Origin of the sequence: Aurantiacibacter sp. MUD11 (assembly GCF_026967575.1) — a bacterium.
Lineage (GTDB): Bacteria > Pseudomonadota > Alphaproteobacteria > Sphingomonadales > Sphingomonadaceae > Alteraurantiacibacter.
Genome location: NZ_CP114054.1, coordinates 1,992,155 through 2,008,224 on the forward strand (window position 1 = coordinate 1,992,155; position 16,070 = coordinate 2,008,224).

Below are 16,070 nucleotides of genomic sequence, written 5' to 3' on the forward strand. Positions count from 1 at the left end.
AGTCAGCTTCCCGGCGGGCCGAACAGGACGAAGACAGGCACCAGCCAGTAGGACGCGGTCGGCTGTCCATCCGCGTCGAGCGCCGGGTAGAAGCTGGCATTCTCCATGACCTGGTCACAGATGCGCTCGTTCACATTCGCTTCCAGCGTCGGGAAATGGATGTGGCACGATGTCGCCGCACCTTCCGCGTCGATCATGATCCGGACCTGGTTGTAGTTGCCGGTTAGTCGCGCGAACTGGTCGAAGGGGACGGTCCGGTTCGAAATCAGCCTGCCCTGCGTGGGGAAGGCCCCGCGCGAAAGGTTCTGGTGGCGCTCCGGGTCGATGCCCCAGACGCGCAGCAGGTCTTTCGCGCAGTTCTGCATTACTTCCATTGCCGGGGCGAGGTTGCCCGTTTCGATCCGCAGATCGCGGCGCATGCCTTCATCGAAAGTCATGCTGGTGACCTGTCCGGCCCGTTCCAGCTCCGCGGCAGGGTCGTAACCGGGGAATTGCGGCGTATCCTCGACAGCCTCCGGTTCGGGGCTTGCTTCTTCAGCGCCTTCGCGGGCCTGGAACACCCGGTTGAACTTGGGCTGGTCGTTCAGCGATACCGTGCCGAGAATCGACAGGCGTTGCCCGTCGCCGGTCTGCGATGTCGCAAGGTCGCTGCTGGCATTGGTGCCTAGCGGATCAAAGCCATAACCGATCCGTTCAGCACCACGGAAGGTGCGGAAGCTGTCTCCGATGATGAGCATACGCATGAACGGACCGGGCTGGATGCGTTCGAAAGCCACGGTGAGCTGGTCGTTCCCGTCGCTATAGGTGCGCAGCAGGCGGCAATAGTCTTCGCCAAAATCCGCGGTCCATGTGCCGGTGGGCTGGAACACCTGCGCCTCTGCATCCTGAGCCACGGCGGGTGCCGTCCCCAGCGCTGTTGCGGATGCTGCCGCGGCAAGAGCGAAATTCCGGATAACCATATGAAAACTCCTCCCCGGGGCGTTTGATAACCGTCGGGGAGGAGCGCTTCAATGACTTTGTCCGGATTGCCGGATCAGAGCTTTTCGGTCAGCTCCGGCACGGCGTTGAACAGGTCTGCCACCAGGCCGATGTCGGCGACCTGGAAGATCGGCGCGTCGGGATCCTTGTTGATGGCGACGATGGTCTTGGAGTCCTTCATGCCGGCAAGGTGCTGGATCGCACCCGAGATGCCGATGGCGATGTAGACTTCCGGCGCCACGATCTTGCCGGTCTGGCCGACCTGGTAATCGTTAGGCACATAGCCCGCGTCGACAGCGGCACGGCTGGCACCGATGGCGGCACCCAGCTTGTCGGCCAGCGGGGTGATGACCTGCTCGAAGGTCTCCGCGTCCTTCAGCGCACGACCGCCGGAGACGACGATGCCGGCGCTGGTGAGTTCGGGACGCTCGCTTTCGACGGCATCGAGGCCGACGAAGCTGGAGAGACCGGCGTCACCCGAGCCGGACACGTTCTCGACACTGGCCGATCCGCCTTCCGCGGCAGCCTTGTCGAAAGTGGTCGTACGCACCGTGATGACCAGCTTGGGGTCGCTGCTTTCAACCGTGGCGATGGCGTTGCCGGCATAGATCGGGCGCTTGAAGGCCTTGGGGCCTTCCACGCTGATGATGTCCGACACCTGCATCACGTCGAGCAGCGCGGCGACGCGCGGCATGACGTTCTTGCCGGTGGTGGTGGCGGGCGCGAGGACGGCGTCGTAGCCATCCATCAGGCCCACGATCAGCGGGGCGACGTTCTCCGCCAGCATGTGCGCATAGGCGGCATTCTGCGCCAGCAGCACCTTGGCGACGCCGGCGATCTTCGCGGCGGCATCGGCTGCGCCTGCGGCATCGTCGCCGCCGGCAACCAGCACGTGCACGTCACCGCCCAGCGCGGCTGCGGCAGTAACGGTGGCGAGGGTGGCATCGGCGACCTGGCCGCCGGTGTGTTCGGCAATAACAAGAGCAGTCATCAGGCGACTCCCAGGGCTTTGAGCTTGGCAACCAGTGCGTCGACGTCCGCGACGATCTCGCCAGCCTGGCGGACCGGCGGTTCGGACACGTTGGTGGTGGTCAGGCGCGGCGCCACGTCGACGCCGTAGTCAGCCGGCGTCTTGGTATCGAGCGGCTTCTTCTTCGCCTTCATGATGTTCGGCAGCGAGGCATAGCGCGGCTCGTTCAGGCGCAGGTCGGTGGTGATGATCGCGGGCAGCGAGAGCTTCACCGTCTCCAGGCCGCCGTCGACTTCGCGGGTAACCGAGACGCTGTCGCCGTCGATCTCCACCTTGCTGGCGAAGGTGCCCTGCGGGCGCTCCATCAGTGCGGCGAGCATCTGACCGGTCTGGTTGCTGTCGTCGTCGATCGCCTGCTTGCCCAGCATCACGATGCCGGGGTCTTCCTCGGCCGCGATGGCCTTGAGGATCTTGGCGACAGCAAGCGGTTCGACGATCTCGTCGGTCTCTACCAGGATGGCGCGATCGGCACCCATGGCCAGCGCAGTGCGCAGCGTTTCCTGCGCCTTTGCCGGGCCGATGGACACGGCGACGACTTCTTCCGCCTTGCCGGCTTCCTTCAGTCGCAGCGCCTCTTCCACGGCGATTTCGTCGAACGGGTTCATGCTCATCTTGACGTTGGCAAGATCGACGCCGGAACCGTCCGCCTTCACGCGCGGCTTCACGTTGTAATCGATGACCCGTTTGACGGGGACGAGGATTTTCATGTGGTACACCCTCTACTGGATTCGCGTTTCTGCCGCTTATGTAAACTACTTGACGTATAGGTCAAGCAAGCCCCCGCCGGAGCTTTACGGCTACTGCCATGCGGCCTACTCTCTGGGGCCAACGCTTGGAAGGGAAGAATGGCCATGCGCTTCTGGATTGCTCCTGTCCTGCTGGCGCTTGCCGCTCCCGCCGCGGCGCAGGAAACCCGTACCTTGCCGGAAGACTACGCGCCGCCCGCCGCTGACCTGACACAGATGGAATGGCTGGTGGGGCACTGGCGCGGGACGGGGATCGGCGGCCATACGGCGGTGGAGCACTGGCTGCCCGCCACGGGCGACACCATGGTCGGCACCTTCATCCAGACCGATGACACGGGCGACATCCGTTTTTCCGAACACATGTACCTGTCCGAGGTAGACGGATCGCTCGAACTGCGGCTCAAGCATTTCAATCCGGACATGACGAGCTGGGAAGAGCGCGACGACTATGTCACCTTCCGGCTGATCGAGGTCGAGCATTGCGCGGCCAGGTTCGGCGGTCTCACCCTGCGCTGCGATGGTGACGACCGGTTGCTCGTGGCGGTACTGATTCGCAATTCCGAAGGTGCGACCGGGGAGCTGGTCTTCCATCTCGAACGGGTGCACTGAGAAACCAGCGGGTATGTGGGCCGTTGTGCTCGCAGGGAGACCCATGTTTTGAGTGCCACACCGCAATCGGTCAACGACATCCTCGACAACCTCGCCGAGCTTGCCGGCGAGCATGACAAGGTGTCCTTCGACCAGGTGATGCACACTTTCGGCACGCGCACCTTCGGCCCGGCCATCATGGTGCCCGCGCTCATGGAGATCACGCCGATCGGGGCCGTGCCGGGCGTCCCCACCTTCCTTGCCACGATCGTCATGCTGGTGGCGGCGCAGAAGATGCTGGGGCGGCGCAGTCTGTGGTTGCCCGGCATTATCGGCAACCGCAGCATGTCAGGCGGGGAGCTGCTGAAGGCGACAGAGAAGCTGCGCCCGGTCGCCGCCTTCATGGACCGGCACTTCCACCGCCGGCTGAAGTTCATGACTCGCACGCCGTTCTCGCAGATGGCGGCGGGCGTGGTCATGCTGCTGTGCCTGACGGTGCCGTTCCTCGAGGTGCTGCCCTTTGCCAGCAGCGTGCCGATGCTCGCCATCGCCGGGTTCGGCCTGGCCGTGCTGGCGCGCGACGGGGTGCTGATGCTGGTGGCGCTGGCCGCCAGCCTTGGCGCATTGGCCATGGGGTTCGATTACTGGGACGGCGGGATCCGCGATACCGCCGCCACAGATGGCGTCGTCACCGAAGAGTCGGTGGAATCGGCCAGGCAATCTGCTGCGGAAGCGGGCGAAGCCGCTACCGAAGCCGCTGCCGAAGTGGTGCAGGGCGACTAGCGCCCTGTCCGTCGGGCCTCAGGCTGCTTCCTTCACCTGTGCGACGATCTTCTTGGCGGCATCGCCAAGGTCGTCTGCGGGGATGATCGGCAGGCCGGAATTGGCGAGGATGTCCTTGCCCTGCTGCACGTTGGTGCCTTCCAGGCGAACCACCAGCGGCACGTCGAGATCGACTTCCCTGGCCGCGATCACGATGCCCTCGGCTATGGTGTCGCAGCGCATGATGCCGCCGAAGATGTTGACCAGGATGCCTTCCACCGCCGGGTCCGACAGGATGATCTTGAAGGCCGCGGTCACCTTCTCGGTGGTGGCGCCGCCGCCCACGTCGAGGAAGTTGGCCGGGAAGGCGCCGTTCAGCTTGATGATGTCCATCGTCGCCATGGCCAGGCCGGCGCCGTTGACCATGCAGCCGATGTTGCCGTCGAGCTTGATGTAGGCGAGGTCGTGCTTGCCGGCCTCGACCTCCATCGGGTCTTCCTCGGTCTCGTCGCGCAGTTCGGCGATGTCCGGGTGGCGGAATTCGGCGTTGCCGTCGAAGCTCATCTTGGTGTCGAGCACCAGCAACTCGCCGCCCTTGGTCTGCACCAGCGGGTTGATCTCCAGCATCTCGCAGTCGAGCGCGGTGAAGGCCTCGTACAGCTGCTTGGCCAGCTTCTGCGCGGCCTTGGCCAGCGCGCCGTCCAGCTTCAGCGCATAGGCGACCGAGCGGCCGTGGTGCGGCATGAAGCCCGTGGCGGGATCGATGGTGATGGTGCGGATCTTCTCGGGCGTGTTGTGCGCCACTTCCTCGATATCCATGCCGCCTTCGGTGGAGACGATCATCGCCACCTGGCTGGACGCACGGTCCACCAGCATGGACAGGTAGAATTCCTTCTCGATGTCGACGCCGTCGGTGACGTAGAGGCGGTTGACCTGCTTGCCCGCTTCGCCGGTCTGGATCGTCACCAGCGTGTTGCCGAGCATTTCCTTGGCGTCCTTCTCGACGTCCTCGATGCTGTGGGCCAGGCGAACACCGCCCTTCGCGTCGGTGGGCAGTTCGGCGAACTTGCCCTTGCCGCGGCCACCGGCGTGGATCTGCGCCTTCACGACATACAGCGGCCCGGGAAGCTTCTTCGCGCCTTCGACGGCTTCCTCGACGCTCAGCGCCGGATAGCCCGTCGGCACGCCCACGCCGAATTTCGCGAGCAGTTCCTTGGCCTGGTATTCGTGGATGTTCATGGGGGGAGGACCTTCGATTCTGGGATGCGGAAAGTTTGCGCGCGCTAAAGCATTATCGAAGCCCGCTTGCAATCGCTTCCGGCCCGACGCATTTGCCACGGTACCGATGATCGACAGCATGAAACTCGAACAGATCTGCCGCGAGGCGGGTCACATGGCGCTACGCAAGTGGCCGGGCGGCGGGCACGACCTGAAAAGCTGGGAGAAATCCCCCGGCAGCCTGGTGTGCGAGGCCGATCTCGAAGTGGACACCTTCCTCCACCGCGAACTGGGCGCGCTGCTGCCTGCGGCCGGCTGGCTGTCGGAAGAGACCGCCGACAGTGCGGAGCGACTCGAAAAGGGGCTGATCTGGCTGGTCGACCCGATCGACGGCACGCGCGATTTCATCCGGGGCCGCACCGGCTGGGCGGTTTCGGTGGCGCTGATCTCGGCTGGCCGCCCGCTGATCGGGGCGCTGGTGGCCCCCGCGCGCGAGGAAGTCTGGTCGGCCACGGCGGGCAAAGGCGCCTGGCGCAATGGCAAGCGGCTGCAGGCCAGCACGCGCAAGCAGTTCACCGGTGCCCGCGTGCCGGTGCACGACCTGCCCAAGGAAGACCAGGACCTGACCAAGGTAGACCAGCCCAATTCCATCGCCTTGCGCGTCGCCATGGTCGCTGCCGACGAGGCGGACCTCGTCGCCACCGTGCGCTGGGGCTACGAGTGGGACATCGCCGCCGCCGCGCTGATCGCGCGCGAGGCCGGGGCGGCCGTCACCGACGCCTTCGGGAAGCCGCTGGCCTACAATAAGCGCGACCCGCGCGCCTTCGGCCTGCTGGTGAGCGCCCCGGCCATCCACAGTGCCGCCATCGACCGTCTCGCCGAGCGCGCGGAGAGGCTCTCCGCCCAATAACAAAAGGGCGCCCCGCGGGGCGCCCTTCCGTGCATTCTCGCAATCCGGCCGATCAGTACGCGTTTTCGACGTCCTGCTCGGTGATCGGGGTAATGCGGATTTCCACGCGGCGGTTCTGCGCGCGGCCGCTTTCGGTCGAGTTGTCGGCAATGGGATACTGCTCGCCATAGCCGATGGTCTCGATACGGGCGCGGGCAACGCCGCGCGAGACGAGGTAATTGGCGACCGATTCGGCGCGGCGGCGCGACAGGTCGAGGTTGTACTGCTCGCTACCGGTGGAATCGGTGTGGCCCATCACGTCGATCAGCGAGTTCGGATAGTCGATCATGCTTTGCGCGACACCGTCCAGCGTGGTGCGCATCTGCGGCGAGATGGTGGTGGAGTTCACCGCGAAGGTGACGTCCGGGAAGTTGAGCAGGATGCCGTCGCCACCCGGCGTTTCCGACACGTCCACGCCGGTGCCGGCGGTGACTTCTTCCAGCTCGCGGATCTGTTCGTCCATGCGATAGCCGACGTAACCGCCCGCAGCGGCGCCGATGCCGGCGCCGACGATACGCGCGGTCTTGCCTCCGACGAGGCCGCCGAGCAGGTAACCCAGGCCCGCGCCACCGATGCCGCCGATGGCGGTACGCGAGATGTGGCGTTCGCCGGTATTGGGGTCCGTGACGCAGGCACTGGTGGTGCCGACCAGCGCCAGTGCTGCAGTCGTCGAAACGAGGATCTTTTTGATTTTCATGTCGTCCTTCCCTAGAATCTGAGCAGACCACCGTCGCGAGTGGCTGGCCGTGCCATCCCATAAACGCCGAAGCATGATTGCCGTTCCGTGAATGGATGTTTTCAAGGGCTTTTGCCAGTGCCGCCAAACCTGCTAGCGCCGGAATCCTGATGAGCCCGTTTCCCTGGCATTACCTCGCCGCGCTCGCTTCGTTGATCGTGCTCAACGGCGTTTTCGCCATGTCGGAGCTGGCCATCGTTTCCGCGCGCACTGCACGCCTGCGCATGGCGGCCGAGAAAGGCAGCAAAAGCGCCGAAGTGGCGATGCGGCTGGCGGCGGAGCCGGGCAAGTTCCTCTCCACCGTGCAGATCGGCATCACGTTGATCGGGATCATCGCCGGTGCCGTATCGGGCGCGACCCTGGGCGAGCCGGTGGGCCAACGCCTCGCCCTGCTGGGACTGGAGGAGGATACCGCCAACAATGCCGGCTTCGCGCTGGTGATCGGCCTGACGACCTATTTCAGCCTGGTGGTGGGCGAACTGGTGCCCAAGCAGCTGGCCTTGCGTGCCGCCTTGCCGATCGCCCTGGTCATGGCGCGGCCGATGGACTTGCTGGCGCGCGTCACCGCGCCCTTCGTCTGGCTGCTCGATGCATCGTCCAACCTGCTGCTGTCCGCCCTCGGCATTCGCCACAAGGGCGATCATCGCCTGACCGCCGAGGAGCTGCAGATGATCTTCGCCGATGCCACCCGCACCGGCGTGATCGAGGAGCAGGAGCGCGCCATCCTGTCGGGCATCATGCGGCTGCAGGATCGCCCGGTGCGCGAACTGATGACTCCGCGCGTCGAGGTCGACTGGCTGGATGTCGATGCCGACGAGGAAGAGATCCGCACCACCATCGCCGAATCGCCGCACTCGCTGCTGCCGGTCGCCGAAGGCTCGCCGGACAAGGTGCTGGGCGTGGTGAAGGTGCGCGAAGTGCTGGCCCTGCTGGTGGCCGGGCAGCCGCTCGTGCTCGATGAGCTGCTGCGCAAGACCGAAGTCGTGCCCGACCAGCTCGATGCCATGGATGCGCTGCGGGTGTTGCAGCAATCGGGCACCGGCATGGCCATGGTGCATGACGAATACGGCCATCTCGACGGCATCGTCACCACGGCGGACCTGTTGAGCGCCATCGCCGGCGATTTCGCCAGCCACCAGGATGAGGGCGACACGCCCATGGTAACCGAGCGCGAGGACGGCTCGCTGCTCGTCTCCGGAGCGCTATCGGCCGATGCCCTGGCCGAGAAGCTGGGCCTGGAACTGCCGGAAAACCGGGAGTTCGCCACCGCTGCCGGTTACGCGCTCTACGTGCTCAAGCACCTCCCCTCGGAAGGCGAGCACTTCAGCGACCAGGGGTGGCGATTCGAGGTCGTCGACATGGACGGCCGCAAGATCGACAAGCTGCTGGTATCCCAGGAATAGGATTGTCTGTCTTTCGAAGCCGCATCCGCGGCTTCGTCCTCGCTAGACGCGCAGCAAGCTGCGCCCGCTGCTGGCGGACCGGTCGTCAGGCCGAAGCCAAGCGAGCCGGACGGCTCGCGCCCGGCGTCTGAGGGACCAAGAATGGAAAGGTTATTCCCGGCGTTAGCCCGGAATCACGGCTCGCGCGGCCTGGCCGTCACCTTCGGGTGCGGCGATGATGGCCTGGGTCGCGGTGCCCTTGTCGACCGTGAAAGTCTGCGCATCGCCGACGGAGGAGCGGATGCCCGGCTCGGCTTCGCCGGCCTGGTCCAGCGCGCTGGTTTCGACCGCGCTGCGCGGGGCTTCGCCGCCGAACAGGGCTTCGAGCGCCTGCTGCGAGGCGGTGCCTTCGACCGGGCGCGGGGCGCCGGGAGCGGGCGGGACGAGATGGAAATCGGGCGGAATCACCAGCGGTGCCTGGCGCTGCACGGCGAATTCGTCCGGACGATCGCGCCCGCCGATGTTGATGCCGCCACAGGCAGTCAGGCCCAGCACGGCCGTGCTGGCAACGATGGCGCGGGTGAGGTTACGCATGGTATTCAATTCTCCGGGCTCTTCTCGGCCGCTGTCGTTTCGTCGAGCGGCACTCCCATGTCGGCGGTGTCCTGCTCAATGGCTGGTTTCTCGCGTATGAACAAGGCGCGGGCAAGGATAATTACCACACCGACCGTGATTGCCGCATCCGCGACATTGAAAATCAGGAACGGTCGGAAGGTGCCGATGTGGAAGTCGGCATAGTCGATGACATATCCGTAAAGCACGCGATCGCGGATATTGCCCGCCGCGCCGCCCAGGATCAGGCCGAGCGGAACGATCTCTCCCAGGCTCTTTTCCCGCAGCATCCACACCAGCACCACCAGTGCGATGGCGGCGGTCACGGCCACCAGGATCCAGCGCATTTCCATGCTCGTCGCTTCGAACATGCCGAGCGAGACCCCGTAATTGTTGGTGCGGGTGAAATCGAAGAAGGGCAGCAGCGGGTAATGGTCACCGATATTCCGCAGGCCGAGATTCTCGACCACGTGGAACTTCAGCCACTGGTCGGCCAGAAAGACGACCACGGCGGTGAGCAGGCCGTAGAGGGCAAATTTGCGGTTCGCGATCATGCTTTTGCGTCCAGTTCGGCGACGACCTCGGTGCAGCGCCCGCACAGGTCGCCGTCTTCCTCCACTTCGGGGAGGAGGCGCCAGCAGCGCCCGCACTTGGCATCGGTGGACTTGGTGACGCTCACCGCATCGCCCTCGCCCAGGGTGACGGTGCCGGTGATGAACAGCTCTGCCAGGTCGTCGGCGGAGAAGCCTTCGGACACGGCACCGGCCGGCACCACGACTTCAGCTTCGAGGCCGGAGCGGATCTGCTTCTCGCGGCGCAGTGGCTCGATCGCCTCGGTGACGCGTTCACGCAAGGAGCGCAGCTTGTCCCAGCGCGCGGTGTCGGCATCGACGGCGGGAATCTCTGGCCATTCGAGCAGGTGCACGCTGTCGCCGTCGGGGTAGCGGGTGCTCCACACTTCTTCGGCGGTGAACACCAGCACCGGCGCGGCATAGCGGATCAGTGCCTGGAACAGCGTGTCGAGAGCGGTGCGATAGGCGCGGCGTTCCAGCCCGTCAGGCGCATCGCAATAGAGCCGGTCCTTGCGGATATCGAAGAAGAAGGCCGAGAGGTCTTCGTTCATGAAATCCACCAGCGCGCGGGTGTAATCGTTGAAGTCGTAGTCCTCGACGGCCTGCTTCAGCTTGGCGTCCAGTTCGCCCAGCAGGGCCAGCACGTAACGCTCCAGCTCGGGCATTTCGGCCACGTCGACGCGCTCGCTGTCGTCGAAGCCGCCGAGCGCGCCGAGCATGTAACGGAAGGTGTTGCGAAGCTTGCGATACTGGTCAGCCACGCCCTTCAGGATTTCCGGCCCGATCCGGTGGTCTTCGGTGAAATCGACCGAGAGCGCCCACAACCGGATGATGTCCGCGCCGTATTCCTCCATCACCTTCAGCGGATCGATGGTGTTGCCGAGGCTCTTCGACATCTTGCGACCATCGGCGGCCATGGTGAAGCCGTGGGTCAGCACCTGCCTGTACGGCGCGCGGCCGCGCGTGGCGCAGCTTTCCAGCAGCGAGCTCTGGAACCAGCCTCGGTGCTGGTCAGAGCCTTCAAGGTAGAGGTCGGCAGGCGATTGCAGGTCGGGCCAGTTGTCGCTTTCGAGCACGAAGGCGTGGGTGGAGCCCGAATCGAACCAGACATCGAGGATGTCGGTGATCATCTCGTAGTCGGCGGGGTCGTAGTCCGGGCCGAGCAACTGGGCGACATTGCTTTCGTCCCAGGCGTCGACGCCGTCCTGCTTGATAGCTTCGACGATGCGCGCATTCACCGCCTGGTCGACGAGGTATTCCCCGCTTTCGCGGTGCACGAACAGCGTGATCGGCACACCCCAGGCGCGCTGGCGGCTCAGCACCCAGTCGGGACGACCTTCGACCATGGAGCCGATACGGTTCTTGCCCTTGGCTGGAACGAACCGCGTGCGCGCGATTTCAGCCATCGCCGTCTGTCGCAGCGTCTTGCGCGGTTCCTGTGCGCCACCTTCGCTTTCCCAGCGCGCTTCGGCGGTGGTGTCGATGTGTTCGATGGCGTCGGGCATGTCCATCGGCACGAACCATTGCGGCGTGCAGCGGAAGATGACCTTGGCCTTCGAGCGCCAGCTGTGTGGATAACTATGTTGATAATCTGCGGACGCGCTGAGCAAAGCTCCAGCGGCCTTGAGGTCTTCGCAGATTGGCCCGTCCGGTGCGTTGAACTTGGGATTGATAACCGATCCGGAACGTTCGTCGGTGCGCGGCAGCCAGCCCCAATCCTCACGGTAGCGACCGTCGTCGTCGACCACGAATTTCGGATTGATGCCGTTTGCCTTGCACAGGTCGAAGTCGTCCTCGCCATGGTCCGGCGCCATGTGCACGAGGCCGGTGCCGCTATCGGTGGTGACGAAGTCGCCCGCCAGCAACGGACGCGGCTCGGCGAAGAACCCGCCGAGGTGGTGCATCGGGTGGCGGCAGATCGTGCCGGCGAGGTCGGAGCCCTTGCCGACCCAAGTTACGCTCCAGCCGTCGCCTTCTGACAACCAAGGGCTATCGCCAACACGTGCCGCAAACTGGGTCCAAAGCTCTTGGGCAACGAGGATCTTCTTGGTTCCAGAGCGATAGACGACGTACTCAACATCCGGCCCATAGGCGAGCGCCTGGTTCACCGGGATCGTCCACGGCGTGGTCGTCCAGATCACCGCGTGCGCGCCGACCAGTTCCTCGATCGGCGATTCAACAATCTCGAACGCCACGTCGATCTGCGTCGAGACGATGTCCTCGTACTCGACCTCGGCCTCGGCCAGTGCGGTCTTTTCAACCGGCGACCACATCACCGGCTTGGCGCCGCGATAGAGCTGGCCGCTCTCGGCGAACTTCAGCAATTCGGCGACGATGCCTGCCTCTGCCTCGGGCGCCATGGTGAGGTAGGGCTTGTCCCATTCCCCGATCACGCCCAGCCGCTTGAACTGCTCGCGCTGAACGTCGACCCATTCGGCGGCATATTCACGGCATTCCTGGCGAAATTCCTTGGCCGGGACCTCGTCCTTGTTCTTCTTCTTCTTGCGGTACTTTTCCTCGATCTTCCATTCGATCGGCAGGCCGTGGCAGTCCCAGCCCGGCACGTAGGGCGCGTCCTTGCCGAGCAGGCTCTGCGTGCGCACCACGGCATCCTTCAGCACCTTGTTCAGGGCGTGGCCGATGTGGATGTTGCCGTTGGCATAGGGCGGGCCGTCATGCAGGATGAACTTCTCGCGTCCCGCACGCGCCTCGCGCAGCTGCCTGTAGAGGCCGGCCTCTTCCCAGCGCGCGAGGATGCCCGGCTCCTTCTGCGGGAGTCCGGCCTTCATCGGGAAGTCGGTCTTGGGCAGGAAGACCGTGTCTCTGTAGTCGCGCTTCTCAGTCATTGCGCGCGCCACCTAGAAGGTCGCGCGCCTGCTCGCAATCCTGTTCCATCTGCGCCTTGAGCGCATCGAGGCTGTCGAACTTCGCTTCGGGTCGCAGGAAGTGGCAGAGCGAGACGTCGATCTCCTGTCCGTAGAGGTCTCCGGAGAAGTCGAAGAAGTAGGGTTCGAGCAGCTCCTTGGGCGGATCGAACTGCGGGCGCACGCCGAGATTCGCTGCCCCCGTCAGTTCCTGCCCGGTGGCGAGCACGCGGCCCCGCACCGCATAGACGCCGAAGCGCGGGCGCAGGTATGTGCCCATGTCCATGTTGGCGGTGGGATAGCCCAGCTCGCGCCCGCGCTTGTCACCGTGAATCACGGTTCCGCGCACGGTGAACGGGCGGGTCAGCAGCCGCGTCGCCACTTCGCATTCGCCCGCCTTCAACGCATCGCGGATGCGGCTGGAAGAGACGGTCTGCCCGCTTTCGCCCACAGGGCCGATGGCGCGCGTGGCAATGCCGCTCTCGGCCCCGACCTCGCGCAGCACATCAATGTTGCCGCCGCGCCCCTTGCCGAAGGTGAAGTCCTCGCCCGTTACCACGCCGCCCGCGCCGATATGGATGCCCAGCAGATCGCGCACGAAGCTGGTCGCGCTCATCGCGGCAAGGTCGTCGTCGAAGTCGAACACCAGCATGGTATCCGCCCCTGCGGCCGTGAACAGCTCCTCGCGCTGGTCGAGCCCGGTCAGGCGGAAAGGCGGCACATGCGGCGCGAAATGGCGCACCGGGTGCGGATCAAATGTGGCGACAATGGCCGGGCGCCCTTCGGCGCGCGCCCAGTCGACCGCCTCGGCAACCACGCGCTGGTGGCCGAGGTGGAAGCCGTCGAAATTGCCCAGCGCGATGATAGCGCCGCGCAGGCTTTCGGGGACAGGGTCACGATGCGAGAGGCGAGTCATGCGGCAGGCTCCAGCCCGTTCTCCAGCACGCGCAGGGCGTTGAGGCCCATGACGGCGCGGATCTCTTCCTCGCTCCAGCCGTCTTCCATCAGCGCCTGCGTCACCTGCACCAGTTGCGAGGTGTCGAAGCGGGTGGTGACGCTGCCGTCGAAATCGCCGCCAAGGGCAACATGCTCCACGCCGACCAGGTCGCGCACATGGCGCATGGCGGCGACGATGGCGGCGGGCGAGGTGTCGCAGACCGCGCCCGGCCAATAGCCGACGCCGATCACGCCGCCAGTTGCCGCCAGGCCGCGAATCTCTTCATCGGTCAGGTTGCGATTGACGGGGCAGGTCGCCTGCACGCCGCCGTGGCTCGAGACCACCGGGCGTGTGGCCGATGCCAGCACCTCGGCCACACAGGCATGGCTGCAATGGGCGATGTCGACCACCATGCCGAGCTCCTCCATCCGTCGCATGACTTCGCGCCCGAAGGGGGTCAGCCCGCCCTTCTCGACACCGTGCATCGATCCGGCGAGTTCGTTGTCGAAGAAGTGCACCAGCCCGGCCATGCGCACGCCCGCGTCGTAGAGCACGTCGACATTGCCGATTGCGCCTTCCAGATTGTGCAGCCCTTCGACTGACAGCATGGCCGCGACCGGCGGATTGTCACTGTCCGGCGCGCGCACGGGAACGATGTCCGCCGGCGTGCGCACCAGCGCCATCCGACCGTCCGATGCCGCAACGGCGCGCTCCAGCTTTTCGCCGTGGTAGAGCGTGCGCTCCAGCAGCGAGGTCCAGGTGCGCAGCGGCTGCAACTGGCCGAACACCAGCAAGGTGATGTTGTCGGTCTCGTCGGTGTTGTTGTCGTAGTTCTGGTTCTTCGGCGTCTTGGTGACGCTGGAGAAAATCTGCAGCGCGACATTGCCCCGCTCAAGGCGCGGCAGGTCAATATGGCCACGGTCGGTGGGATCGGTCAGGTCACGCTTCCAGAGCAGCGTGTCGCCATGCAGGTCGACGATGGTCAGCGTGTAGTGCAGCGCTTGCGCCTCGGCCGAGACTTCGGGCAGCGGCAGCCCGTCGATGACGTTGTGCTGCCGTTCCACCACGCTCGGCGCGAAGACGAAGAAGGCGACCAGCGCCAGCAGCAGCACGCCGCCGAAGCCGTAGGCGACACGCCGCATCAGCGGGTCCGTTCGTAGGTGACGAAATCGTAGGGCGGGAAACCGTCCTTGGCCGGGCGACTTTCGCGGGCGACCTCGCGCCAGGTCGGGTCGTCTGCCGGGGAAGGCATGGTCAGCTCGCCCTCGGTATCCTCGAACACCTCGGTCAGCTCGAAGGTGGTCGCAACGTCGTCGAACAGGGCGAAGATTTCCGCCCCGCCGATCACGGCGATATCCGCATCTCCGGCCAGCTCCAGCGCGGCCTCGGCCGTGTGCGCGACTTCCGCGCCCTCGGCCTGCCAGCCTTCCTGCCGGGTCAGCACGATGTGGCGGCGACCGGGGAGCACGCCGGGCAGGCTGTCGAAGGTCTTGCGGCCCATGATCATCGGCTTGCCCATGGTCAGCTTCTTGAAGCGGCGCAGGTCTTCCGAAATCGCCCAGGGCACCTCGCCGTCCTTGGCGATGATGCCGTTGGTCGCCCGGGCGACGATGAACAGGACGTCACGCGTCATCAGCCGACTCGCGTGATGTGGCCCATCTTGCGGCCTGCGCGCGCTTCGGACTTGCCGTAGAGATGCACGTGCGCGCGGTCGTCTGACAGGTGGCCGACCAGGTCGAGCGCGACCTCGCCGATCAGGTTGTCCATCACCACGCGCTCCGCCATGCGCTCGGTCGAACCGAGCGGCAGGCCGCAGATGGCGCGGATGTGGTTCTCGAACTGGCTCGTCACCGCGCCCTCGATGGTCCAGTGCCCGGAATTGTGCACGCGCGGAGCCATCTCGTTGAACACGGGGCCGTTCGCGGTGGCGAAGAATTCCAGCGTCAGCACGCCGACATAGCCCAAGGCCGAAGCGACCTTTCCGGCCAGCGCACGGGCCTCCTCCACTTGGCTGCCGACGATGGCGGGCGCAGGCAGCTCGGTGTGCGCGAGGATGCCGTCCTCGTGGGTGTTCCGGGTCGAATCCCAGAAGCGGATTTCGCCGCCCCGGCCACGCACCAGCACCACCGAGAACTCGCATTCGAAGCGCACGCGCTCCTCGTAGACGCAGCCACTTTGCGGAATGCGGATGCCCTGCGCCTCGTGGTCCTGCTTGATCGACCACTGGCCCTTGCCGTCGTAGCCGTCGCGCCGGGTCTTGAGGATACCGGGCGCGCCGACGCGGGCGATGGCCCCGGCCAGCTCGCTGTCATGGTCGACCGGCAGGTAGGGTGCGGGGCGACCGCCGACTTCCTCGATGAAGCGCTTTTCGCGCACGCGGTCCTGCGCCACTTCCAGCGCGCGGGTGCCGGGTGCCAGCATCGCCTGCGGCAGCCGGGCCAGCGGGGCGACGGGGACGTTCTCGAACTCGTAGGTGATGACGGCGCAATCGCGCGAGAATTCGATCAGTGCGTCCTGGTCATGCCACGGGGCGCAGGTGAACTTCGCGGCGACCTCGGCCGCGACGCTGTCCTGCTCGGGCGCGTAGATGTGGCAACGATAGCCAAGCTGGGCGGCGGCGACCGCCAGCATGCGGCCCAGCTGGCCGCCGCCAAGGATGCCGATGGTTGAGCCGGGCGGTAGCGCGGTCATGCCAG

Annotated in this window: 16 protein-coding genes; 4 read left to right on the plus strand and 12 right to left on the minus strand. The window is 65.6% G+C overall.

Going from position 1 to position 16,070, the window contains the following annotated elements:
• Positions 1-2: 2 nt before the first annotated feature.
• The 3 genes from OZN62_RS09960 to OZN62_RS09970 all read right to left on the minus strand — a co-directional run bounded on the left by OZN62_RS09960 (position 3) and on the right by OZN62_RS09970 (position 2,715).
• The gene (locus OZN62_RS09960) at positions 3-959 is read right to left on the minus strand and encodes a hypothetical protein (RefSeq protein WP_269099490.1); all 957 of its coding nucleotides are present in this window, start codon (positions 957-959) and stop codon (positions 3-5) included.
• Between the two features lie 74 nt (positions 960-1,033).
• A complete protein-coding gene (locus OZN62_RS09965; protein WP_269099491.1) occupies positions 1,034-1,969 on the minus strand; it encodes an electron transfer flavoprotein subunit alpha/FixB family protein in 936 nt (311 codons plus the stop codon).
• Positions 1,969-2,715: an electron transfer flavoprotein subunit beta/FixA family protein gene (locus OZN62_RS09970; RefSeq protein WP_269099492.1), complete on the minus strand. Its 747-nt coding sequence runs from the start codon at positions 2,713-2,715 to the stop codon at positions 1,969-1,971. The genes OZN62_RS09965 and OZN62_RS09970 overlap by 1 nt, the downstream gene beginning before the upstream one ends.
• Before the next feature lie 144 nt (positions 2,716-2,859).
• Between OZN62_RS09970 and OZN62_RS09975 the strand changes: the two genes are divergently transcribed.
• Both OZN62_RS09975 and OZN62_RS09980 read left to right on the plus strand, forming a co-directional pair.
• Positions 2,860-3,363: a DUF6265 family protein gene (locus tag OZN62_RS09975; RefSeq protein WP_269099494.1), complete on the plus strand. Its 504-nt coding sequence runs from the start codon at positions 2,860-2,862 to the stop codon at positions 3,361-3,363.
• 48 nt (positions 3,364-3,411) lie between these two features.
• On the plus strand, positions 3,412-4,125 hold the full coding sequence (locus tag OZN62_RS09980) for an exopolysaccharide biosynthesis protein (RefSeq protein ID WP_269099496.1): 714 nt from the start codon (positions 3,412-3,414) through the stop codon (positions 4,123-4,125).
• 18 nt (positions 4,126-4,143) lie between these two features.
• Here the strand turns inward: OZN62_RS09980 and sucC are convergent, their stop codons facing one another.
• Positions 4,144-5,343 (minus strand): ADP-forming succinate--CoA ligase subunit beta, encoded by a 1,200-nt coding sequence (gene sucC / locus OZN62_RS09985; RefSeq protein WP_269099497.1) that lies wholly within the window; start codon positions 5,341-5,343, stop codon positions 4,144-4,146.
• A 106-nt stretch (positions 5,344-5,449) separates the two neighbouring features.
• Here sucC and OZN62_RS09990 point away from each other — a divergent pair, with 106 nt between their 5' ends.
• A complete protein-coding gene (locus OZN62_RS09990; protein ID WP_269099498.1) occupies positions 5,450-6,232 on the plus strand; it encodes a 3'(2'),5'-bisphosphate nucleotidase CysQ in 783 nt (260 codons plus the stop codon).
• A gap of 52 nt (positions 6,233-6,284) precedes the next feature.
• On the opposite strand, the gene OZN62_RS09995 is transcribed toward OZN62_RS09990, so the two are convergent.
• Complete coding sequence (locus tag OZN62_RS09995) at positions 6,285-6,968, minus strand: OmpA family protein (RefSeq protein WP_269099499.1); 684 nt, start codon at positions 6,966-6,968, stop codon at positions 6,285-6,287.
• A 149-nt stretch (positions 6,969-7,117) separates the two neighbouring features.
• Here OZN62_RS09995 and OZN62_RS10000 point away from each other — a divergent pair, with 149 nt between their 5' ends.
• Complete coding sequence (locus tag OZN62_RS10000; RefSeq protein WP_269099501.1) at positions 7,118-8,410, plus strand: hemolysin family protein; 1,293 nt, start codon at positions 7,118-7,120, stop codon at positions 8,408-8,410.
• A 162-nt stretch (positions 8,411-8,572) separates the two neighbouring features.
• On the opposite strand, the gene OZN62_RS10005 is transcribed toward OZN62_RS10000, so the two are convergent.
• The 7 genes from OZN62_RS10005 to OZN62_RS10035 are packed head-to-tail and all read right to left on the minus strand — an operon-like array spanning position 8,573 to position 16,065.
• Positions 8,573-8,983, minus strand: coding sequence for a DUF3035 domain-containing protein (locus OZN62_RS10005; RefSeq protein WP_269099502.1), 411 nt, complete (start codon positions 8,981-8,983; stop codon positions 8,573-8,575).
• 5 nt (positions 8,984-8,988) lie between these two features.
• Positions 8,989-9,555 carry a signal peptidase II gene (lspA, locus tag OZN62_RS10010; RefSeq protein ID WP_269099504.1) on the minus strand — a complete coding sequence of 189 codons (567 nt, stop codon included), beginning with the start codon at positions 9,553-9,555 and terminating at the stop codon, positions 8,989-8,991.
• Positions 9,552-12,419 (minus strand): isoleucine--tRNA ligase, encoded by a 2,868-nt coding sequence (ileS, locus tag OZN62_RS10015; protein WP_269099505.1) that lies wholly within the window; start codon positions 12,417-12,419, stop codon positions 9,552-9,554. Before ileS ends, lspA begins: the two co-directional genes overlap by 4 nt.
• Positions 12,412-13,353 carry a bifunctional riboflavin kinase/FAD synthetase gene (locus tag OZN62_RS10020; RefSeq protein ID WP_269099506.1) on the minus strand — a complete coding sequence of 314 codons (942 nt, stop codon included), beginning with the start codon at positions 13,351-13,353 and terminating at the stop codon, positions 12,412-12,414. The genes ileS and OZN62_RS10020 overlap by 8 nt, the downstream gene beginning before the upstream one ends.
• On the minus strand, positions 13,350-14,516 hold the full coding sequence (locus OZN62_RS10025) for a dipeptidase (RefSeq protein ID WP_269099508.1): 1,167 nt from the start codon (positions 14,514-14,516) through the stop codon (positions 13,350-13,352). Before OZN62_RS10025 ends, OZN62_RS10020 begins: the two co-directional genes overlap by 4 nt.
• On the minus strand, positions 14,516-15,007 hold the full coding sequence (locus OZN62_RS10030; RefSeq protein WP_269099509.1) for a dihydrofolate reductase: 492 nt from the start codon (positions 15,005-15,007) through the stop codon (positions 14,516-14,518). Before OZN62_RS10030 ends, OZN62_RS10025 begins: the two co-directional genes overlap by 1 nt.
• Positions 15,007-16,065 carry a 5-(carboxyamino)imidazole ribonucleotide synthase gene (locus tag OZN62_RS10035; RefSeq protein WP_269099510.1) on the minus strand — a complete coding sequence of 353 codons (1,059 nt, stop codon included), beginning with the start codon at positions 16,063-16,065 and terminating at the stop codon, positions 15,007-15,009. The genes OZN62_RS10030 and OZN62_RS10035 overlap by 1 nt, the downstream gene beginning before the upstream one ends.
• Positions 16,066-16,070 lie beyond the last annotated feature (5 nt).